Annotated in this window: 16 protein-coding genes and 1 pseudogene; 9 read left to right on the top strand and 8 right to left on the bottom strand. The window is 64.2% G+C overall.

From position 1 onward, the window contains the following. Positions 1-13: 13 nt before the first annotated feature. Positions 14-1690, bottom strand: a complete 1677-nt coding sequence (locus RFM68_RS29035) for a GMC family oxidoreductase (protein WP_320236439.1) — start codon at positions 1688-1690, stop codon at positions 14-16. Between the two features lie 158 nt (positions 1691-1848). On the opposite strand from RFM68_RS29035, the gene RFM68_RS29030 reads away from it, so the two are divergent. Beyond that, positions 1849-2763: a LysR family transcriptional regulator gene (locus RFM68_RS29030; protein WP_320236438.1), complete on the top strand. Its 915-nt coding sequence runs from the start codon at positions 1849-1851 to the stop codon at positions 2761-2763. A gap of 70 nt (positions 2764-2833) precedes the next feature. Further along, positions 2834-4225 carry an FAD-binding oxidoreductase gene (locus RFM68_RS29025; protein ID WP_320236437.1) on the top strand — a complete coding sequence of 464 codons (1392 nt, stop codon included), beginning with the start codon at positions 2834-2836 and terminating at the stop codon, positions 4223-4225. A 292-nt stretch (positions 4226-4517) separates the two neighbouring features. On the opposite strand, the gene RFM68_RS29020 is transcribed toward RFM68_RS29025, so the two are convergent. The 3 genes from RFM68_RS29020 to RFM68_RS29010 all read right to left on the bottom strand — a co-directional run bounded on the left by RFM68_RS29020 (position 4518) and on the right by RFM68_RS29010 (position 7467). Further along, positions 4518-4943 carry a globin family protein gene (locus tag RFM68_RS29020; RefSeq protein WP_320236436.1) on the bottom strand — a complete coding sequence of 142 codons (426 nt, stop codon included), beginning with the start codon at positions 4941-4943 and terminating at the stop codon, positions 4518-4520. Positions 4944-5133: 190 nt separating this feature from the next. Beyond that, entirely contained in the window at positions 5134-5952 is an 819-nt protein-coding gene (locus RFM68_RS29015) for a BA14K family protein (RefSeq protein WP_320236435.1), read from the bottom strand. Positions 5953-6363: 411 nt separating this feature from the next. Further along, positions 6364-7467 carry a KamA family radical SAM protein gene (locus tag RFM68_RS29010; protein WP_320236434.1) on the bottom strand — a complete coding sequence of 368 codons (1104 nt, stop codon included), beginning with the start codon at positions 7465-7467 and terminating at the stop codon, positions 6364-6366. A 240-nt stretch (positions 7468-7707) separates the two neighbouring features. Between RFM68_RS29010 and RFM68_RS29005 the strand changes: the two genes are divergently transcribed. Beyond that, complete coding sequence (locus RFM68_RS29005) at positions 7708-9363, top strand: acyl-CoA synthetase (protein WP_320236433.1); 1656 nt, start codon at positions 7708-7710, stop codon at positions 9361-9363. 161 nt (positions 9364-9524) lie between these two features. Beyond that, complete coding sequence (locus RFM68_RS29000; protein WP_320236432.1) at positions 9525-10424, top strand: hypothetical protein; 900 nt, start codon at positions 9525-9527, stop codon at positions 10422-10424. A 142-nt stretch (positions 10425-10566) separates the two neighbouring features. Here RFM68_RS29000 and RFM68_RS28995 read toward each other — a convergent pair whose 3' ends face one another. After that, the gene (locus tag RFM68_RS28995; RefSeq protein ID WP_320236431.1) at positions 10567-11985 is read right to left on the bottom strand and encodes a coiled-coil domain-containing protein; all 1419 of its coding nucleotides are present in this window, start codon (positions 11983-11985) and stop codon (positions 10567-10569) included. A 361-nt stretch (positions 11986-12346) separates the two neighbouring features. On the opposite strand from RFM68_RS28995, the pseudogene RFM68_RS28990 reads away from it, so the two are divergent. Then, positions 12347-12683: pseudogene (locus tag RFM68_RS28990) on the top strand (molecular chaperone HtpG); the annotation flags it as partial. Between the two features lie 107 nt (positions 12684-12790). After that, positions 12791-13093, top strand: a complete 303-nt coding sequence (locus RFM68_RS28985; RefSeq protein ID WP_320236430.1) for a hypothetical protein — start codon at positions 12791-12793, stop codon at positions 13091-13093. A gap of 90 nt (positions 13094-13183) precedes the next feature. Here RFM68_RS28985 and RFM68_RS28980 read toward each other — a convergent pair whose 3' ends face one another. Then, positions 13184-14806, bottom strand: a complete 1623-nt coding sequence (locus RFM68_RS28980) for an ABC-F family ATP-binding cassette domain-containing protein (protein ID WP_320236429.1) — start codon at positions 14804-14806, stop codon at positions 13184-13186. A gap of 280 nt (positions 14807-15086) precedes the next feature. Between RFM68_RS28980 and RFM68_RS28975 the strand changes: the two genes are divergently transcribed. From RFM68_RS28975 to RFM68_RS28965, 3 genes are all read left to right on the top strand, one after another. Then, on the top strand, positions 15087-15572 hold the full coding sequence (locus RFM68_RS28975) for a Csu type fimbrial protein (RefSeq protein ID WP_430694967.1): 486 nt from the start codon (positions 15087-15089) through the stop codon (positions 15570-15572). A gap of 175 nt (positions 15573-15747) precedes the next feature. Then, positions 15748-16452: a fimbrial biogenesis chaperone gene (locus tag RFM68_RS28970; RefSeq protein WP_320236428.1), complete on the top strand. Its 705-nt coding sequence runs from the start codon at positions 15748-15750 to the stop codon at positions 16450-16452. Further along, entirely contained in the window at positions 16449-18833 is a 2385-nt protein-coding gene (locus tag RFM68_RS28965; RefSeq protein WP_320236427.1) for a fimbria/pilus outer membrane usher protein, read from the top strand. The genes RFM68_RS28970 and RFM68_RS28965 overlap by 4 nt, the downstream gene beginning before the upstream one ends. A gap of 12 nt (positions 18834-18845) precedes the next feature. Here the strand turns inward: RFM68_RS28965 and RFM68_RS28960 are convergent, their stop codons facing one another. Together RFM68_RS28960 and RFM68_RS28955 are read right to left on the bottom strand one after the other, a co-directional pair. Further along, a complete protein-coding gene (locus RFM68_RS28960; protein ID WP_320236426.1) occupies positions 18846-19865 on the bottom strand; it encodes a Csu type fimbrial protein in 1020 nt (339 codons plus the stop codon). Between the two features lie 79 nt (positions 19866-19944). Beyond that, positions 19945-20688, bottom strand: a complete 744-nt coding sequence (locus RFM68_RS28955; RefSeq protein WP_320236425.1) for a 2OG-Fe(II) oxygenase — start codon at positions 20686-20688, stop codon at positions 19945-19947. Between the last annotated feature and the right edge of the window lie 207 nt (positions 20689-20895).

The raw sequence follows: 20895 nt of genomic DNA, 5'->3' as shown, positions 1-20895 counted from the left end.
ATTTGCGACGCCGTCACGCTCGCGCCGATCGGGCATCCTGCTCGATCATGCGGGCCGCCTTTTCGGCGATCATGAGCGTGGGTGAATTGGTGTTGCCGCTGACGATGGTCGGCATCACGCCCGCGTCGACCACGCGCAGTCCGCCAACACCGATCACCCGCAACCGGCTATCGACGACGGCCATGGGATCGGAAGGCATACCCATCCTGGTGGTGCCGACCGGGTGGAAGATGGTGCTGGCGATGTCTCCGGCGAGCTTGACCAGCTCCTCGTCGCTCTGGAATTGCAGCCCCGGCTTCCATTCCTCGGGTTCGTATCTGCGAAGCGCGGCCTGGCCGGCGATTTTCCGTACCTGGCGCAGGCTGTCGGCCGCGACCTTCCTGTCCTGATCGCTGGCAAGATAGTTCGGCGCAATCATCGGAGCATCGGTCATGCGGTTGGAGCGGATGCGGACGCTGCCGCGGCTGGTCGGGTTGAGGTTGCAGACACTGGCCGTCAGCGCGGGGAAGGGGTGCAACGGCTCGCCAAAGGCATCGAGGCTGAGCGGCTGGACATGGTATTCGAGATTGGCATGGGGCTGCGCCGGATCGGAGCGGGTGAAGGCGCCGAGTTGCGACGGCGACATGCTCATCGGCCCGGTGCGCTTCAACGCATATTCCAGCCCGATCATCGCCTTGCCGGCGAAGCTGTTGGCAAGCGTGTTCAGGGTCCGCGCGCCCTTAACCTTGTAGACCGTTCGGATCTGCAGGTGGTCCTGAAGGTTTTCGCCGACACCCGGCAAGTCAAGCGCCACGTCAATTCCATGTTTGCGCAGCAGTGCGCCTGCTCCGATCCCGGACAGTTGCAGGATCTGCGGCGACCCGATCGCTCCGGCCGACAGGATCACCTCGCGCCGGGCGGCATATTCGATACGGCGGCCGGCCGTGTGAGCGACGACACCCCTGCAGACCTTGCCGCCCTCGGCGTCGCGTAAGATGACCAGCGCTTCGACCTGAGCTTCGGTGACGATCGCCAGATTCCGGCGCGCCCGTGCCGGGCGTAGAAAGGCTTTTGAGGCATTCCAGCGCAAGCCCGAGCGCTGGTTGACCTCGAAATAGCCGACGCCTTCATTGTCGCCGCCGTTGAAATCATCCGTTCGCGGAACGCCGGCCTCGACGGCGGCTTCGGCGAAGGCTTCGAGAATATTCCAGCGCAGCCGCTGTTTTTCGATGCGCCATTCGCCACCGTGACCGTGCATGTCGGAAAAGCGGCTGTTGTCGCCCGTCATCGGATCCGCGCCTTCGTCCATGCGGTAGTGATCTTCATGCGCCTTGAAGTCGGGAACGACGTTCGCCCACGACCAGCTATCATCGCCCGTCGCGGCTGCCCAGGCGTCATAGTCGCGTGCCTGGCCGCGCATGTAGATCATTCCGTTGATTGATGAGCAGCCGCCGAGCGTCTTGCCGCGAGGGTAACGCAGCGACCGTCCATTCAGACCTGGATCGGCCTCGGTTCTGTAGAGCCAGTCTGTGCGCGGGTTACCGATGCAATAGAGGTAGCCGACAGGGATGTGTATCCAAGGATAATTGTCCTTCCTGCCCGCCTCGATAAGCAGCACGCGCTTCGATGCGTCGCGGCTCAGACGATTGGCGAGCAGGCAGCCCGCAGTTCCCGCCCCGACAATGATGTAGTCGAACGCATCGTCTGGCATCTTCGACATTCCTGCTTCTCGCCTCGACGGAACCTCGGCAGCCACCGCATTTCGCATGAAAACCCGCAACTGCGAAAGGCCGGGAAGATTCATGCGCTCATTACTTTTTTCGATGATGGATGTAGTGTCGATCATCCTGGAAGGAGACGACCGAGCTCATGCGTGATTTGCCGTCGTTGAAAGCGATCCGTGTCTTCGAAGCGTGCATTCGGCTCGGCAGCTTCACAAAGGCGGCCAGGGAATTGAACGTCGGCCAGCCGGCCGTCAGCCATCAGATACAGGCTCTCGAGCAGGACCTCGGGGTGCTGCTGTTCGACCGCAATGGTGGCCAGACGGTCCCCACTGCCGAAGCGCAGGCTTACTGGCGCAGCGTTTCGAGCGCGCTTGACGAGATTGCAAGATCGACGAGAGCGCTGCGGCAGCGGGCACGCCAGCCCGGCCTCACGCTGGCGACCTATCCGGGCATTGCCATGTTTTGGCTGATGCCGAAGCTCTCGACGTTGAAACAGACCGAGCCCGATCTGGCCGTCCGGGTCGTAACGTCGGAGCGGGATCAAGATATTCCGCTCGATGGTGTCGATTGCGCGATACTGTTTGGCGATGGCGATTGGCTCGGCTTTGAAAGCCACCTGCTGATGCCCGAAATCGTCGTGCCCATCGCATCGCCGTCGCTCGCGGCTCGACTGCAAGAACGATCACGCGAGGCAATCCTAGAAAAAGGCCCGCTGATTCACCTCGAAGACCGTGACCGGCGCTGGTTCACTTGGCAGGACTGGCGCGACCAGCGCGCCGCCAAGGCGCTCCAGATCGAAGCTGGCATCAAAGTGACCAACCATGGCATAGCCATCCATGAAACGCTGACGGGACATGGCATCTCGCTTGGGTGGATGGGAGTAATAGATGGCCTGCTGACGAACGGCCTGCTTGTTGCCCTCGATACGCAGCCGCTCACATCCGATCGAGGCTACTATCTCGTTGGCACCAGCGCGTTTTTCGGATCTCGCATCGGCAAGAGCTTGATCGACGCTCTCGACCCCGGCCAACTGCCGCAGCCACGACTGGTTTCCGAATGAGATTGGCGCCGCCTTTGGTGATGCTGAGAGCCTCAGGACGTCCCGGCCGCCCCCATGGAGTTTGAAGTTCGTGAGCGAATCCCTTCCCGCCTCCCTCCTTACCGCCCTCCCCGACTCCAGCGTCTGGGACGCCACCGAACTCGCTACCCGCGATCCCGGCTTCGATGCCCGCAATTTCGGCGCCTCGGCACTGGTGCGGCCGCGCGATGTCGAAGGCGTCGCGGCCCTGGTGCGGTTCTGCGCAGAGCACGGCATCAGCCTTGTCGCCCAGGGCGGACGTACTGGCCTGGCGGGCGGGGCGGCGACTTCGGCTGGGCAGGTGATCTGCGACCTCGGCGGACTCAACAGAATAGAGGAGATCGATCCGTTCGCGCGCGTGGCGATCATGCAGGCGGGTGTCACGCTGGGCGCGCTGCAGGAGGCTTGCGCCCTGCATGGGCTCGACCCTGGCATCGACCTTGCCGCGCGCGGCAGTGCCACCATCGGCGGCATGGTTTCCACCAATGCCGGCGGCATCAGGGCGTTTCGCAACGGCACGATGCGCCACCGCGTGCTCGGTCTCGAAGCCGTGCTGCCGGACGGACGGGTGTTTTGCGATCTCACCCGGGTGCTCAAGACCAGCGCCGGCTATGATTTGAAGCATCTCTTCATCGGAGCGGAGGGGACGCTGGGCATCGTTACCCGCGTGGCGGTGCGGCTCGACCAGGTGGTAGGAGCGAGCGCCACCGCGCTTGTCGGCGTGCCCGACGCGGCCAGCGCGCAGCGCATCGTGCGGCACTTCCTGGGCTCGACCAGCGCCCGGCTCACCGCCGCCGAGATCCTGTGGCGCAATTTTGCCGCGTTGATGCAGCGGGCGCTTAACTACGCGCCCGGGCAGTTGCCGCTCGACGCGCCCTGCCTGCTGGTGCTGGGGCTCGGCGCCGACAGGATGGAGTCGGCGAGAGGCGTGCTGGAGGACGGGCTGGCGGCGATCTGGGAAGAGGCCGGCATCGTCGACGGGCTGGTCGCGAGCTCCGACGCGCAGGCCGCCGCGATGTGGCGGCTGCGCGAGGAGACCCAGCAGATCGAGCACGCGCACCATTCGCCGCCCTCCTTCGACGTTTCCGTGCCGGGGGGCGCGATGGACGCCTATGTGGCGCGCATCGAGGCGGGGCTGAGGAAGCTCGACGCTGCTTACGCGCCCTATGTGTACGGCCATCTCGCCGACGGCAATTTGCACATCTCCATCAATTGCGACGGCCCGGTCTCGCATGAGCGGCACACGGCGATCGAGGACGTGCTCTATGAAGGGCTGCGCGAGGCCGGCGGCTCGTTCTCGGCCGAGCATGGGGTGGGGCTGGAAAAGCGCGACGCCTATGAGCGCTACGCCGACCCGGTGAAGCAGGATTTGGCGCGGATGATCAAGGAGTTGATCGATCCGGGTCATGTGATGAATCCGGGGAAGGTTGTTTCAGGGAAATGAGGCGCGCCTCTTCCCTCGCCCACGACTTGTAGGCCCGAACACTGAGGCGCCGGCGGGACAGCACCCCCCTCTGCCCTGCCGGGCATCTCCCCCGCAAGGGGGGAGATTGGCAGCTCCGCCGTTGACCCTCCTTGCAACGTTGGCGATTGGCGAAAGCCGGCGTGACATCTGATCTCCCCCCTTGCGGGGGAGATGTCCAGCAAGACAGAGGGGGGTGTGACGGAACGCGATGCTGGCCAGGCTTGGGTTCCTCTGCTCCCCCATTTCATGGGGGCGAGGAAAGAGGCTGCCTTCAAGCCGCCAGTTGCACTTCCCGCGCCGCGGCGATCATCACGCTCGCCAGCAGGCCGTAGGCCGCTGCCCACGCTTCGCGCACCTGAGGCGTAAAAGCCTCGCCGAGGCCCGCCTCGAGCGTTTCGATCAGCGCCTGGCCGACAGTTGCGTAGTGATGTTCCTCGACGCCATAGCCGACATGGCGCCTAGCGAGGTCCTGGACGGTGGGCAGGATGGTTTCGGCGCGCGACAGCCCATGCACGACAAAGCCCAGCGCCGCCATCAGCTTGGCGCCCTGCTTTTTCATGTTGGTTTCGCGAAACAGCGCCTTGAGGCTGCCATCGATGGCAAACAGCTTCTCGTAGAACAAGGCGGCGGCCGCTTCCCGGATCGGGACGATCTCGCGAAAACTCTCCTGCACAAGCTTGATCTGGTCGGGTGTCATCGGCGCTCGCTCCTGGGTTCTGGGATGCGCGACCATCAGGCTCGACCGTTTCGCGGGCATGCCGGTTGTAGAGATGGTGTGTTTCAGCTTGGTCTCCGGCGGGTATCGGGTTGGCGGCGGCTGGACGGCGACAACCGCATACGCATGGCGCGAGGCATGCCTCGCGCCAGCCTTCAGCGCGGCGCTGGCCCTACTCGCACTGGCGGCGCGGGCCGCCGTCGAAGGGCTGGTAGGTATTGTCCTGCGGATCGTAGGAGCGGTAGCGGTTGAAGCAATAGTCGACATGGTGGCCCGATACCTGCCGGGCCGGCGCCTGTTCCCCGGCCTGCGCTTCGGGCGAAATCTCTTCCGGCGGGGCACCATAGGTGGTGGCGTAACCGTCGCCTGACGGAGCGTAGCCTTCCATCTCGGCCTGGTCGTCGCTCATCTGGTCGTCGGTAGCGCTTTGCCGGCCGTTCGCCTGATCGTTTGGGCCAGTCGAGGCGGTGCGGTCGTCCATTGGGTCGTAATAGGGCGAGATGCAGGGGCGCAGCTCGCCGCTGTAGGAGCGGTAGCTGTTTTCTGCCGGACGGTAGCTGCGATAGCGGGTGGCGCACCATTGCAGATGGGCGACGGGCAGCTGCTGATCGGCCGTGGCCGGCTGCTGGTTCGCGTTGGCGTCGGGCGCGGGCTGGCCGGACTCAGAGACGCCCGGCAATGGCTGCAGTCGCGGCGCGGCGAGCGGCGCCGGCGCGGCGAGGGCCGCCGTCTGCGTTCCGCTGTCCATCTTGGCCGGTTCGGCCGGTTTGCCGGGCGCGGCCGCGGCCTGCCGGGCGGGAATGCGTTCAAGATTCTGCTTTTGCGGATCGACCGGCTGGGCATCCTTCGTCCAGAGTTCGGAAACGCCGATCGCGGGCGTTGCCTGACGCACCGGCTTGGCGGCCAGCAGCCAGGTGGCGAAGGCGAGGCCGCTGGCGAACACCGCCAGGGTCAGCACGAAGCCGCCGACAATTCCCAACAAAGCCTTCACGCTGCGCTCCTTTAGGCCCCGCTCATAGAATGCGGGGGCGCGGGCTCCAGTTCCCACGAGAAGAGGGCAATGTTTAGACCCGGCGGTAACAAGCGGAGAGCCCCGCGTGCTCCGGGAGAGCAGGCGGGGCTCGAGGATCGCTAGGTGAACCCAGCTGGGGACTAGGCAGCTAAGGACTTTACGATGATCCAAAGAGGATCGATGACAGTGTCGCGCCTTTTGGCAGGACGCCGCATCGTGCGAACAGAGGAGCAAACGAAGGCAATCCTTCGTTCACATGGTGCAGTCACGGCGGCTCGGGCCGATGCTTGTCGCAGCCGGCGGCCACCAACTTCCGCCGGTTAGGCCCGGCAGCCGGCAGATTGCCCCCAACGAGGCGGCCGGGCCGCCCTCGAGCGGCATGCGGGCGCTTCAGCAGTCCGCCACCACCTCGCTGTATTCCCGCACCTTGCCGTCCTGGCCGCGGATCAGCCAGGCATCGCCGTTGCGGCCTTCGATATGGCTCGCCGCCAGCGGCACCTTGCCGCCGCCGTCGGGCAGATCGATGACATAGGTCGGGTTGCAGACGCCGGAGAGGCGCCGGCGCAGCTCCGCGACCAGCGCCTGGCCCTCGGCGATCGTGGTGCGGCGGTGCGCCATGCCGCGCGCGAGATCGCCGTGGTGCAGGTAATAGGGTTTTGCGCCGAGGCGATAGATCAGCTCGCGGCAGAGCTCTTCCAGCACATCGACGTTGTCGTTGACGCCTTTCAGCAGGACGCTCTGGTTGAGCAGCACGAAGCCCGCCTGCCGCAGCGTGCGGCAGGCTTCCTCGGCGTCCGGCGTGATTTCCCGCGCGTGGTTGAAGTGGGTCACCGCGCTCACCATCAGCCGGCCCCGCAGCGCCGCGACCAGACCGGCAGTGATGCGCGACGGCAGCGCCACCGGCACACGGGTGTGAATACGCAACAGCCGCAGATGCGGGATCGCCTCCAGGCGGGCGCGGATTTCGGCGAGCGCTGCGTCGGGCAGCGACAGCGGATCGCCGCCGGTCAGGATCACCTCGCGGATTTCCGGGTGTCCGGCGATATAGGCCAGCGCCGGCTCCAGCGCTTCGCGCGTATAGCCGCGGCCGATCGAAGTCAGCGACTCCTTGCGGAAACAGAAGCGGCAATAGACCGCGCATCGATAGGTGGGGAACAAAAGCACACGGTCGGCATGGCGATGCGTGAGACGCGGCACCGGGCTGAAGGCATGGTCGCCGATCGGGTCGTCGAGCTCGCCCTCGGCGGCGACCAATTCGTCCGGCGACGGGATCACCTGGGCGCGGATCGGGTCGTTGGGGTCGTTCCAGTCGATCAGGTCGAGATAGGGCTTTGGCACGCGCACCTTGTGGGCGGCGGCGGCTTCCTGCGCGGCGGCGCGTTCGGCGGGCGAGAGCGGCAGGGAAGCAAGGTCGCGGACATGGCGCACGCCGGCGCGGATGTCAGCTTGCCAGGCAGCATCGGGGGTGGCCGGTTGTTTGAGGTCGGTGGTCATGCGCGAGGGATATCGGCTGGATGGCCGGCGGGGTCAACCGTTCGGTTGCCGCAGACCCTGAAGCGCTGAGTTCCCGCCCCCCTCTGTCCGGTAGGACAGAGGGGGCTGTGAAGGAACGCCAGCATAGCTTGCCTGTCCGGTTCTCGACTTTCGCCGCAATCGACCCGCGCCATCTTTTCGGGCAATCTCTCGTCCAGCCCGCGCCATGGGGAGATGGCGTTGGGTCCGAGGGAGGATGCCATGACCAAGACGCCGGCGCTGCCGCGCTACGAAGTTGCCATCGAGCGCTTTCGCATCGAGGACGAGATCGCAAGGCTCGACGGCGACCCCGCAACAGGCATCAACGCCTATGTCGAATGCTGCGGCCGCTATACCGGCGAGAACCGGCTGGCGCTGCGCGCGATCTCGGTCGCCGGGGAGCTGCGCGAATACTCCTTCGACGACCTCGCCGACCTGTCGGGTCGCGTCGGCACCATGCTCAAGGCGCTTGGCGTTCGCCCCGGCGATGTCGTGGCCGGCATGCTGCCGCGCATTCCCGAGCTGGTGGCACTGATCCTTGGCGCGTGGCGCGTCGGCGCGGTCTACCAGCCGCTTTTCACCGCTTTCGGCCCGAAGGCGATCGAGCATCGCCTGAGCTACAGCAAGGCCAGGCTGATGGTGACCAACCCCGCCAATCGCGGCAAGCTCGACGAGGTCGAAAACCACCCGCGCATCGCCACCCTGCTTGGCAGCGGCGACACGCTGCCCGCAGGCGACATCGATTTCCGCGCCGCCCTTGCCGCCGCCTCGCCCGATTGCGAGCCGGTCATGCGCAAGGGCTCCGACCTGTTCATGATGATGTCGACTTCCGGCACGACCGGGCACCCGAAAGGCGTACCGGTGCCGCTCAGTGCGCTGCTCGCCTTCGGCGCCTATATGCGCGACGCCATCGGGCTTCGTCCCGACGACATTTTCTGGAACATCGCCGATCCCGGCTGGGCCTATGGGCTCTATTACGCCATCACCGGGCCGCTGCAGCTCGGCATTGCCACGACCTTCTACGAAGGCGCCTTCAACGCCAAATCGACCTACGACATCATCGAGCGTCTGGGCGTCACCAGCCTTGCCGGCTCGCCCACCGCCTATCGCCTGCTGATGGCGGAAGGGCCGGAGGCCGCCGCCCGCGTCAAAGGCAGCCTGCGCGTGGTGAGCAGCGCCGGCGAGCCGCTCAACCCGGAAGTGATCCGCTGGTTCGAAGCGCACCTGGCCGCCCCGATCCACGACCACTACGGCCAGACCGAGAACGGCATGATGGTCAACAACCATCACGGGCTGGCGCATCTGGTGCGCGCGGGCTCGGCAGGTTTTCCCATGCCCGGCTACCGCATGGTGGTGCTGGACGAAGCGGGCAACGAGCTCGGCCCCAACCAGCCGGGCGTGCTCGCGGTCGATATCGCCAACTCGCCGCTGCGCTGGTTCGACGGCTACCATCAGGCGGAGACACCGGCGATGGCCGGCGGCTATTACCGCACCGGCGACACGGTGGAATATGAGCCCGACGGCTCGGTCTCCTTCATCGGCCGGGCCGACGACGTCATCACCTCGGCCGGCTACCGCATCGGGCCGTTCGACGTCGAAAGCGCGCTGATCGAGCATCCGGCGGTCAACGAGGCGGCGGTGGTCGGCGTGCCCGATCCGCAGCGCACCGAGATCGTCAAGGCCTTCGTGGTGCTGTCACCCGCCTTCCAGGGTGGCGAAACGCTGGCCGAGGAGCTCGCCCAGCATGTGAAGAAGCGGCTCTCGGCGCATTCCTATCCGCGCGAGGTCGAGTTCGTCGCCGAGCTGCCGAAGACGCCGAGCGGCAAGATCCAGCGGTTCTTGCTGCGGAAGGCCGAGATGGAGAAGCGGAAGGGGTGATATGAAGCTATCACGTCGGTGATCGGCGAAATCGACGGCGACATCCGATCTCCCCCGCGAGGGCGGAGATCGCTGCTTCAACGTGGGCGCCTCAGTCTTTTTTTAGCCCAATCTTGCCCGCAAGACTTGCGTATGGCTTTGGGCGAAAACGGGGGCACATCATGCGGTTGGTTTTGACACTTCTCCTCACGCTGGCGGGCAGCACGGCATATGCGGCCTCGCCGGAGGACGACTACATCGCGGCGCGCGACAAGGCGATTGCCGACATCACAGCGCAGGAAAGCGCCAACACGGCGATCGAAACCATCGATGCCCAGAACGAGAAGGCGCTGGCCGACCTGCAGCAGCGGCTCACCAGCATTCTCGGCCCGCTTTCGGTCAAGGGTTTTCCGGCCACCGGCACCATCAACATCGAAAGCCTCAACGCCTCCGATATCGGCTACGGCATGCTTGACGGGTTGCGGTATGCCCAGAGCGACCAAGGCCCGAGCATCGTGGCCTCGACGCGCGGGCTGACCGAGCGCTGGCTCAAATCAAAGTCGGCGGAGACGGAAGCGGATTTCAAACTGCCCACCGACATCGGCGAGGCGCTGAAGCTCGATAATTTCTACACCCAGGCCATCGGCAGCGACGCCGCATTCTCGGGCACGCTCGACTTTTCGCTGAAGAAGCCCGACGGCGCCGATGCGGTGGTCGCCCGGCTCGGCGGCTGGACGCAGGATGTCGGACCGATCTACGACCAGCATGTCGTCGTGGCGGTCGTCAAAGGCGACCGCGTCCTGATTGCCGAGGCGCCCGCCTCGCCCGCCGTGCCGAGAATCGCGACGTGCGATACGCTCTGGGCAGCCGCGGACGCCGCCGCGCAGAAAGCCCAGCAGACGCAGACCGACCAGGGCATGGACCAAGACGACCCGCAGGCTTCCGACCCCGCCAATGCCGCCTGGGAAAAGGGCGACGCCGACTACCGCGCCTGCATGGCCCAGCGCCTGCCCGGCGATCCGTCCTTCCCGGCGCTGCTCAAGCAGGCGCAGGACCTCGCCGACAGCATGGCGGGGAAATAGCCGCCAGGCAACTCCAGGAAAGTACGCGGCAGTTTTTCTTAAAGCGCGTCGCGATGAAACGGATTCAGGCGACGTGCTTTAAATCTTTGTTTTGATGCATGTCGTTATCCCAAAACCGCTGCGCACTTTTGGGCGACGTGCATTAGCCTGCGTTGGCGCGCATGTTTCGCCGCGGAACACGCCGCGCGGCGGGGCGGCCCGTTTCCGCGATGATCCCATTGGCCGCAGGCGCGGCATCCTTGCGCGATCTGGCGTCCGTCACCCGATGCAGCCGCTCGTAAGGCAACAATTCCCTGATGCGGGCATTGAGCGTTTCGATCTCGGCGTGCAAATCCTCGCATTCCTGCTTCTGGATATCGAGCTGGATCTGCTCGGACGCCTGCTGCAGCGAAAGCTGCGAGAGATTGGTGCTGACCGCCGACAGGTTCTTCTTGTCGATTTCGCTCTCGTCCGTGAGAACGGCGAGCCTTTGCTGCGCAATCTGGCGTTCGGTCACGGCATCGTTCAACTGCGCTTTGAGCCCGACGATCTCGGCCATGGCTTCGTCATTGTGGGTCGAGACGTGATCCAGGCGCGACTGCAATTCCTGGATTTCGGAACGCAAGCCGCGCATCTCCGCATGGCTGCGCGCCAATTCGGCCGCGGCGTCGCCTTCGGCGATGCGCGCCGCCTCGGTTGTTTCGGCAAGCCTGGCCTGCGTTGCCTCCAGTGCTTTCTGCAGCCGGGTTTCTTCCTTTTCGCGGTTGCCGAGCTGGGCCATCAGCTCGGCAATGTGGGCGGTTTCGCTGGCGTGGGTTGCCGCGAACTCGTCGAATTTGTGCCGGGCCTCCGCCTCGCGCTTTTGCGCCTGCTCCAGGTCGACCGAAAGGCCGACCTGCTTTTCGCGCAGCAGCTTGTTTTCGGCGCCGCGCCTGTCGACTTCAACGGTTTTGGCGGTCAGAGCCTTGACGATCTCACCGAACTCCGTCTCGCGCCGGGCGCTCTCATTGCCCATCTCCACCAGCTCCAGACGCACGGCGGCAAGCGCCGAGCGCAGTTGCTCCCGGTCCTGTACAAGGCTCGCTTCCCGCTGTTGCCACGCTTCGGCCGCGCCTTCGCGTTCGCGCTGCCTGCGGGCAGCGTCGAGCAATTGCTCGGAGAGCGTCTTGTGTTCGTTGGTGAGAGCGAGGTTTGCCAGCTCCAGTTCGTTGGAGCGCAGCACATCGCGATGGAAGACGTTGAGGACTTCGCGCGTCATATGATGCGCGGTGGCGATCTCCGCCAACTTCGCCTCGATCTCCTGCATATGGCCCTGCCCGTCCCGGAAAAGCCCGGCGACCGCCTCCAGCGCGGCCAGCCGCGTCTGGGTATGCGGCGTCAACCGCGATGCCACCGCATCGGGTCGGTCTTCGGCCGGATGTTCGTCATCTGCCGACAGTTCATCGGGGACGATGGCGTCCCCTGGCGGCGCCTGTTCATCATCCGCAAGAACGTCCTCGAATGCTTCGGCCAGATCCGATTGGAGTTCCTGAAATTCCTTATCGACGTCCTCGGCCCGCTTGATCAGAGACTTAAAATTCATCACGGCACATCCCTTAAGCTAGCCCCCAAGGCGTACTTAACAAATTACTAATTTATCCCTTTACCTTCCACTCGGGAAGCCTCCGCAAAAGAAACCGAAATTAAGGTTATCGCGAGTTTCAATCTTATGCGAATCCGGCGGTAGGTGATCCCTCTTCCGCTCCTAACATATGTTAATTTTCTCGCTGGATGCATGCTGAAAGCCCGCGCCACAAAAGGGAAAGACAGCGAGCTGCTTGTCATCATTCACATGACCGATGCGAAGACTTCAGGATGGAAAAGAGAAGCTCCTGTCGCATAAAAATTTTCTTTACCCTGGCCGCTCCTGGTCGATCGGATGGCGCTGCCTGCGCGAGCATCCGATTGCCGTGGCTCGCTTCCGTTCGACGACTTCGGGCGAAGGCTGGCGCGGCCTTGCCGACTACGCTGCGGCGATGAAGGAAGGCCAGAAGGCGATCTTCTTCATGGCCGGCGACGACCGCGCCCGGCTCGAAGCCTCGCCGCAGCTCGAGGGTTTTCGCGCCCGCGGCATCGAGGGTGCTGCTCCTCACCGACCCGGTCGAAAGTTTCTGGGTGACGATGGCCCCGGAATTCGACGGCAAGCCGTTCAAGTCGGTGACGCAGGGCGCGGCCGAGCTTGCCGATGTCGCGCTGCCCGCGGATGCGGCGAAGCCCGACAGCGAGACGTCGTCGGATATCGACGCTCTCTACGACGCGCTTTGACTTTACTATATTTGCAGCCGCTGATTGACGGATGACTTCAATTTAAGTCCTCTGCGGAAACACCGAAGAGGGATATTTAAGGGATGAAACGTTTCGACTTTCGCAATATCACCGTGATTGTTGGTGCAGCTTTGTTTTTCGCCCTTATGATGGGCAAGCCGTTCCTCCCTGCTTGGTTCAGACCGTATGCCCATCTGTCAGGCTTTCTCGTTGCGGCAGGAATGTTTGGAGTGGTAGCTCTTCAAAACAAGATCTCCACTGGCCTGGCGCTTCCTGGGCGGAAGAATGGAAAAATCGTTATATCTCGTACAAAGATTGTTGCTTTAATAATTATACTTATTTTAGCCGTACTTCTTCCTATTTTTCATTTATTCAAAACCTATTAGCCTCGGCAGCAGAATAATCGCGGCCCTCGTCCTGAAAGTTTGTGCGGAATTCGGCAACGTTCCCCACACGAGCGCCAAAACCGCACTTCCCTACCCCCTCAGCCCCGGCGCTTCCTGGCCTGTCCTCGCGACATATTCGGTGTAGCCGCCGCCATAGGTGTGGACGCCGTCGGGCGTCAGCTCCAGCACGCGGTTCGACAGCGCCGCCAGGAAATGGCGGTCGTGCGAGACGAAGAGCATCGTGCCTTCATATTGCGACAGCGCCTCGATCAGCATCTGCTTGGTCGTTATGTCGAGGTGGTTGGTCGGCTCGTCGAGCACCAGAAGGTTGGGCGGATCGAACAGCATCAGCGCCATCACCAGGCGCGCCTTCTCGCCGCCTGACAGCACGCGGCACTTCTTCTCGATCTCGTCGCCGGAAAAACCGAAGCAGCCGGCAAGAGCGCGCAGCGGTGCCTGGCCTGCCTGCGGAAAATTGTCCTCCAGGGTCTGGAAGACGGTGCGCTCGCCGTCGAGCAGCTCCATGGCGTGCTGCGCGAAATAACCCAATTTGACGCTCGGGCCGCGCGCGACTGTGCCCACGTCCGGCTCGGAGGCGCCGGCCACCAGCTTCAAAAGCGTCGACTTGCCGGCGCCGTTGACGCCCATCACGCACCAGCGCTCGCGGCGGCGGATCTGGAAGTCGAGGCCGGAATAGATATTGCGGCTGCCATAGGCCTTGTGGATACCCTTCAGCGTCGCCACGTCCTCGCCGCAGCGCGGCGCCGGCTGGAACTCGAAGGCCACCGTCTGGCGGCGCTTCGGCGGCTCGACGCGATCGATCTTGTCGAGCTTCTTCACCCGGCTCTGCACCTGCGCCGCGTGGGAAGCGCGCGCCTTGAAGCGCTCGATGAAGGCGATCTCCTTGGCGAGCATCGCCTGCTGGCGCTCGAACTGCGCCTGCATCTGCTTGTCGGCCAGCGCGCGCTGCTCCTGGTAGAATTCGTAGTTGCCGGAATAGGAGGTGAGCGCGCCGGCATCGATCTCGATGATCTTGTTGACGATGCGGTTCATGAACTCGCGGTCGTGCGAGGTCATCAGCAGCGCGCCGTCATAGTCCTTGAGGAATTTCTCCAGCCAGATCAGGCTTTCGAGGTCGAGATGGTTGCTCGGCTCGTCAAGCAGCATGACGTCGGGCCGCATCAGAAGAATGCGGGCGAGCGCGACGCGCATCTTCCAGCCGCCAGAGAGTTTTGAAACGTCGCCGTCCATCATCTCCTGGGAGAAGCCAAGGCCATCGAGCACCTCACGGGCGCGGCCGTCCAGCGCATAACCGTCGAGCTCCTCGAAGCGATGCTGCAATTCGCCGTAGCGCTCGATGATCTGATCCATCTCGTCGGCGCGCTCGGGATCGCCCATGGCGTGCTCGAGATCGCGCATCTCGGCGGCTACCGCGCTCACAGGCCCGGCGCCTTCCATGACTTCGGCCACGGCGCTCATGCCGCCCATGTCGCCGACATCCTGGCTGAAATAGCCGATGGTGACACCGCGATCGACCGAGACCTGGCCCTCGTCAGGCTGCTCCTGGCCGATGATCATTCGAAACAGCGTCGTCTTGCCGGCGCCGTTCGGACCGACGAGCCCGACCTTCTCGCCCTTCTGCAAGGCGGCGGAGGCTTCGATGAAGACGATCTGTCGGCCGTTCTGCTTGCCGATATTTTCAAGACGGATCATGGGGCTTAGGGGAGTAGGGGAGTAGGGGAGTAGGGGAGTAGGGGAGTAGGGGAGTAGGGCCAATAAGGGAATGCGCGGGATAAGGGAACCCCTTATCTATTGCCCCTCGCCCAAACCTGTCCTGCCAAGTCCACCCTGCCCAGATCAGAGAGTGGCGCGGATTGTATATTAGTACACCTTATATTAGTAACTCTTAATTAACCATGCGCAGGCATATCATTGCCGAACGAACAGCCCGCCCCATCCTATCCCCTCAACCCTCGGTCAAGGAGCCTCGCCTGTGCGGAGGACAACATCAGCGTGCCTGGCTCTGCTGGCACTCTTCAGCGGCGAGGCGAATGCCACGACAACGACGAATTCGATGTCCGTGCAGATGACCATCACGGCCTCCTGCACCATCAACAGCGCGGCGACGCTCAACTTCGGATCGTCGGGCGTCATCGCAGCCAATGTCGACCAGACATCGACGCTGCAGGTCCAGTGCACCAACACCACGCCTTACAATATCGGCCTGAATGCGGGCACCGGCTCGGGAGCGACCGTTGCCACGCGCAAGATGACCAACGGCGCCTCCACCATCAATTACACGCTCTACAGCGACAGTGGCAGGACGACCGTCTGGGGCAACACCGTCGGCACCGATACGGTCTCGGCGACCGGCAATGGCTCCGCTCAAAGCTTCACCGTCTATGGACGCGTGCCGACGCAGTCGACACCCGCTCCAGCGGTCTATACCGATACCGTGACGGTGACGGTCACCTACTAGGCGTAAGCCGTGCAGTCAGGCCTGCAAGAAGCTAGCGCCTTCGCGTTCGGGTCGTGCGTAACCAACATTTCGGACGGATCAGCAATTCGATCGATGGCTGGACCGCTTCGGCAGCAGATGGCCGCCTTGCGGTCGGCTTGGGGGAAAATTGACTGTGTCGAGGTTGGCTTCGGCTTTGGCGGCAACGCTGCTTTTCGGCTCATTGCCGGCGCGCGCGGATTCCCTTCAGGTGCAACCTGCCCTGGTCGACGTCGTTGCCCCCCAATCCGCCTCGACGATCACGCTGCGCAACGCGGGGTCAACCCCCAGCACGGTTCAGATCCGCGTCTTCCGCTGGTCGCAGTCGAATGGCGAGGAATCCCTCACTCCCACCGAGGATGTCGTCGCATCGCCACCCGCGATCACGCTCGCTCCGGGCGTCGACTACGTGGCGCGGATCGTGCGCGTGACGAAACGGCCCGTGCCGGCCGAAGAGGCCTATCGTCTGCTCGTCGACGAATTGCCGGACGCGAGCCGCGCGCGCAGCGGCACGGTGCAGCTCTTGGTGCGCCACTCCATACCGGTCTTCTTCGGCTCGCCGCAACGAACGCAGCCGGCCGTGGACTGGACGGTGTCGAAGCGGGACGGACGACTGATCGTTTCCGCCCACAATCGCGGCAGCAAGCGCCTGCGCATCTCGGCTCTCTCGTTGCGCGATGCCGGCGGGCACAACATATCCTTCGGGAATGGCCTGGTCGGATATGCGCTCGGTCAATCCACCATGCGGTGGATAGCGCCGGTCAAGGGGCGCAAATTCGCCGCGAAGGGATCGGTCTCGGTTTCTGCAGAGGGCACCGAAGGCGCAATCAACGCGGTTGCCGCGGTTGACGCCGGGCCGTGAAGGCAGCGCGCCTACTGGGATTTTCGATACTGCTCTTAACGCTGAAACAGTTCGATCCCGCAGCCGCGGCAACCCAGCAATTTCAGCTCGAAGTCTTCGTCAATGGCGTCTCGACCAACCAGATCGCGGCGTTCACATCCCCCGACGGACAGCATTTCGGGACCGGCCCCGACGAGCTGCGCGCCCTGGGATTGGCTGTCGGCAAGGACCGGCTGGATGACGCCACTGTCATGCTCGACACCATCCAGGGCCTCGATTATCGCTACGAAGAGCGGCAGCAGCGTCTCTTCCTGAGCATCAATGAGGGGCTGCGCGGGACGATGGCCTATGACGCGATGCCCGGCGGCGAAGCTCCGCCGCAAGCGGAGGCAGGCACCGGCGGCGTCCTCAACTACAATCTCTTCGCCACCTCGCGACGGGACGCCGACAAAACCGACTTCGCTTTCAGCGGCGTTTCCGCAACGCTCGACGCGCGAGCCTTCTCGCCGATCGGCTCGCTCGGCCAGTCCGCGATCCTGCGGCTGGATCAGGACGGCCGCGCTGATGCCCTCAGGCTCGACACAACCTTCAGCTATTCGGACCCGGAAAGGCTGGTCACCTATCAGGCCGGCGATGCCATCTCCGGCGGCTTCGCCTGGACGCGGCCGATCCGCATCGGCGGGCTTCAGCTGCGTCGCAATTTCGGGCTCCGCGCCGATCTGATCACCCAGCCGCTTGCCTCCGTGCGCGGCAGCGCGGCGGTTCCATCCACGGTGGACGTCTACGTCAATGATGCGAAGGCTTATTCGCACGACATCGGCGCCGGCCCCTTCCGGATCACCGACATCCCCGTCACAACCGGCGGCGGGGAAGCGCGCGTCGTGCTGCGCGACGCGGCGGGTCACGAAACGCGCACGACCGTGCCGTTCTATGCGTCGCCCAACCTGCTGAGACCGGGATTATCGGACTTTTCGCTGGAGGCTGGTCTCCCGCGGCTCGGCTACGGAACGAGTTCGGACGCATATGCCCTCAATCAGCCGGTCGTGTCAGCGAGCCTGCGCAAAGGCGTTTTCGACTGGCTGACGCTGGAAGGCCACGCGGAGGCCTCCGGCCGGATGGTCAATGGCGGCGCCGGCCTGGTGACCCGCACCGGCTCGCTTGGCGTCGCCTCGTTCGCCCTGTCCGCCAGCCATGGCGACACCGGCAACGGGGCGCAGGCCTATGCTTCCTACGAAATGAGGCTCGGCAGTCTCAGCATCAATGCAAGCTCGCAGATGACGTTCGGACACTATGACGATCTTGCGTCGGCGACTGACCGATTTCGCGAAAGGACGGGGGCCGACCACGCGTTCTTCAACCTTCTGGACTTCGATACCAAGACCGATGGATCCGCTCAAAGCGGCCGACCGCAGAAGATGGTCAACAGCGTTTCGTTCGGCATGCCTCTGTCGTCCGGCAACGACAGCATCGGCGCAAGCTATATCGACCTCACATCCGCGACCGGCGAAAGCTCGAGGATCATCACCGCATCCTATTCGCGGACGCTGTCTTTCGGCTATTTCAACGCCACCGCGTTCGCCGAGCTTTGCGGCGACCGGCATGTCGGGCTGTTCGGCGCCCTGTCCATCCCGATTGGCGGCGACACGATGGCATCATCGGCAGTTTCCGCCGGTCGGGACGGCGTAGAAGCGCTCGCCGAAGTGAGCAAGCCGCTGGGCCAGGAACCCGGCAGCATCGGCTGGCGGGCCAGCTTCAGCCAGAAATCCACCGAAGGCGCGGCGGCGGCGTCCTATCGCTCTTCCTACGGGCAGGCGGATGCCGCCGTCATTCATTCCAGTTCCGGCACCACGGCGACCGCGCAGGTCGATGGCGCGATCGCGAGCATGGGTTCCGGGGTGTTCCTGACCGACCGGATCGACGACAGCTTCGCCGTTGTCGAAACAGGCGTGCCCAATGTCGGCGTCTTCTATGAAAATCGCCCCGCCGGGACGACGGATGCGCATGGCCGGCTGCTGCTGCCGGGCCTGCGCTCCTATCAGAGGAACAAGATCGCCATCGGCGCCGCCGACCTGCCCGTCGACGCTGAGGTCGCCACGACGCAGGACGTCGTGGCGCCGGCCGACCGCGCGGGCGTGCGCGTGGACTTCCGGGTCCGCACCAATATCAACGCCGCGGTGCTGGTCGTGTCGACACCGGACGGACAGCCGCTCGCGGTAGGATCGCAGGTCGAGGTCAACGGCAATCCGGATGTCCTCGTCGGCTATGACGGACGCGCCTACGTGACAGGACTTGCAGGCAGAAATACCCTGACGGCGACGACTGCCCAAGGCTCCTGCCAGGCGTCCTTTTCCTACCGATCGAGAGCCAACGAGCAGGTGGTCATTCCGGTCGTCTGCCGCTGAAACCCGGCGCCCTCAGTAAGTGACCGTCACGACGACGGTGTCGCTGTAGGCGCCCGGCGCGGGCGTAATCTGCGCAGGCGCGCGCGCATAGACGCTGTATATCTGGTCCAGACCGATACCGGTGCCGGCACTGGTATCGGTTCCGATCGTATTGCCCCAAACGGTGGTCCGAGCACTGTCGCTGTACAACGAATAGGTCACGGCCTTGGCGCCGCTGGTCATCTTCCGGTTGGCCACCGTGGCCCCGGAACCGGCGCCGGCGCCCAAGCCGACGGTGTAGGGCGTCGAGTTGGTACAGCGCACCGTGATCGAACCTGTCGCGTCGGTATTCGAGGCCAGGACACCGACCGAACCAAAGTTGACGCTGGAAGCCGAAACGGTGCAGTTGGCGTTGACGGTCGCTGTCCAGGCCGAGCCGCTGGACGTGGCCTGGCGCGTGCCGGTCGGGCAGGCGGAGGTGGATCCGGTCTTGTAGTCATAGCTAGCAGCCGGCGCGGTGGTCATGGTCCAGATATACGATCCGGGTCCCGCGGTGGTCTGGTTGGCGAACACCCTGCCATATACCGTCACCGTGGCGCTGGCACTTCCCGAGGAACCCAAGCTGAGATCGTAGGTGGTGCCAACGGGATAGAGACCGTAGGCCGTGGTTGCCAGGCCCCACGACCCCCAAATCGTCGTTCGCGAGGCGTCGCTATAGAGTTCGTGGACAAGTCGCTCCGTGCCCGCCGCAAGCCGGCGGTTGCCTGCCGAATTCGTTTGGCCAGGAGAGAGCTCGACGCAAAGGCGCACCGTCTGGTTGGCCGTCCCAGTGCAGTTGACCGAGAACGTCGAGGTCGTATCGACCGCGCCGCCGCTCAGGATATCTATCGCGCCATATGATCCGCTGGAGGCTGAAACGGAACAGCTCTGGGAATGGGCATCCTGCATGCCGAAGGCGAGCAGCAGCACAAGCATGACCGCCGCCCGCACGACTCCGCGTGCAAGCGCGACCGCCGACCTCCCCGTCTCGAACCTCGGCTCGTCCCTGTCCATCTACCCTGCCTATCACAGGAGGCCGCGGAGCAGAAAGCGTGTCGGCAATTCAGGACGAAGGTCGAAAGGGCAACTCACCTCACTTGGCGTCGTGGAAGATGATCCCGACCGTGTGCCGCCGTCCGGAGCGCAGGCGGCTGACGCCGTGGCGGAGATTCACGCGGCAATAGCCCTTGGTGCCCTGCACCGGCCGATTATGCACGGCGAAGATCACCGCGTCGCCGCGCTTGAGCGGCACCACCTCGGCGCGGCTCTGCATACGCGGGCGCTGCTCGGTCAGCACAAATTCGCCGCCTTCGAAATCCTCGCCGGGCTCCGACAGCAGGATCGCCACCTGCAGCGGGAAGGCGAGCGCGCCGTAAAGATCCTGATGCAGGCAGTTGAAGTCGCCGGGGCCGTATTGCAGCAGAAGCGGCGTCGGCTTCGTCTGGCCTTCGTCGTGGCAGCGCTTCAGGAAGGCAGCGTGGTCGGCCGGGTAGCGGAGTGCCGTGCCCATCTTCTCGTTCCAGTCATTGGCGACGGTGGCGAGACGCGGATATAGCGTGGTGCGCAGGCCCTCGATCAGGTCCGGCAATGGGTATTTGAAGTAGCGATATTCGCCTTTGCCAAAACCATGGCGCGCCATGATCACATGGCTGCGGAAATGCTCCTCCTGCGGATAGAGCGCGGCGATACCGGCGCATTCTTCCGCCGAGAGCAGGCCGAGCATGACGGCGCAGCCATGGGTGTTGAGATCGGAGACCAGCGCGCGCCAGTCTTGCGCCGCGACGCGGGATTCGGCGGAGCGGCTGGCGCGCCTGGTGTTCTGAGAATGGATGGTCATGAGCGCCTCCTTTGATTGGTATCAAAGTGGGGCGAGCGGGATATGGCGGCCACCCGATACATGACAAAACCGGCGAGGCGCCGGAGCTGCCAATCTCCCCCCTTGCGGGGGAGATGCCCGGCAGGGCAGAGGGGGGTGCTGCCCGCCGACGTCTCAATTTTTCTTATGTCGAAGCTTGCGGAAGCTTTCGCTGCTACAAGGCACGCA

The organism is Mesorhizobium montanum (assembly GCF_033977145.1).
Lineage (GTDB): Bacteria > Pseudomonadota > Alphaproteobacteria > Rhizobiales > Rhizobiaceae > Mesorhizobium > Mesorhizobium montanum.
Note: the sequence above shows the minus strand (reverse complement) of the source record. Positions and strands in the feature narration are given on the sequence as shown.

What these genes read in the sequence shown, in the direction of transcription:
- RFM68_RS29035 (WP_320236439.1), bottom strand. Translation starts at nt 1,690, where the DNA reads ATGCCAGACGATGCGTTCGACTACATCATTGTCGGGGCGGGAACTGCG.
- RFM68_RS29030 (WP_320236438.1), top strand. Translation starts at nt 1,849, where the DNA reads ATGCGTGATTTGCCGTCGTTGAAAGCGATCCGTGTCTTCGAAGCGTGC.
- RFM68_RS29020 (WP_320236436.1), bottom strand. Translation starts at nt 4,943, where the DNA reads ATGACACCCGACCAGATCAAGCTTGTGCAGGAGAGTTTTCGCGAGATC.
- RFM68_RS29010 (WP_320236434.1), bottom strand. Translation starts at nt 7,467, where the DNA reads ATGACCACCGACCTCAAACAACCGGCCACCCCCGATGCTGCCTGGCAA.
- RFM68_RS29005 (WP_320236433.1), top strand. Translation starts at nt 7,708, where the DNA reads ATGACCAAGACGCCGGCGCTGCCGCGCTACGAAGTTGCCATCGAGCGC.
- RFM68_RS29000 (WP_320236432.1), top strand. Translation starts at nt 9,525, where the DNA reads ATGCGGTTGGTTTTGACACTTCTCCTCACGCTGGCGGGCAGCACGGCA.
- RFM68_RS28995 (WP_320236431.1), bottom strand. Translation starts at nt 11,985, where the DNA reads ATGAATTTTAAGTCTCTGATCAAGCGGGCCGAGGACGTCGATAAGGAA.
- RFM68_RS28985 (WP_320236430.1), top strand. Translation starts at nt 12,791, where the DNA reads ATGAAACGTTTCGACTTTCGCAATATCACCGTGATTGTTGGTGCAGCT.
- RFM68_RS28980 (WP_320236429.1), bottom strand. Translation starts at nt 14,806, where the DNA reads ATGATCCGTCTTGAAAATATCGGCAAGCAGAACGGCCGACAGATCGTC.
- RFM68_RS28960 (WP_320236426.1), bottom strand. Translation starts at nt 19,865, where the DNA reads ATGGACAGGGACGAGCCGAGGTTCGAGACGGGGAGGTCGGCGGTCGCG.
- RFM68_RS28955 (WP_320236425.1), bottom strand. Translation starts at nt 20,688, where the DNA reads ATGACCATCCATTCTCAGAACACCAGGCGCGCCAGCCGCTCCGCCGAA.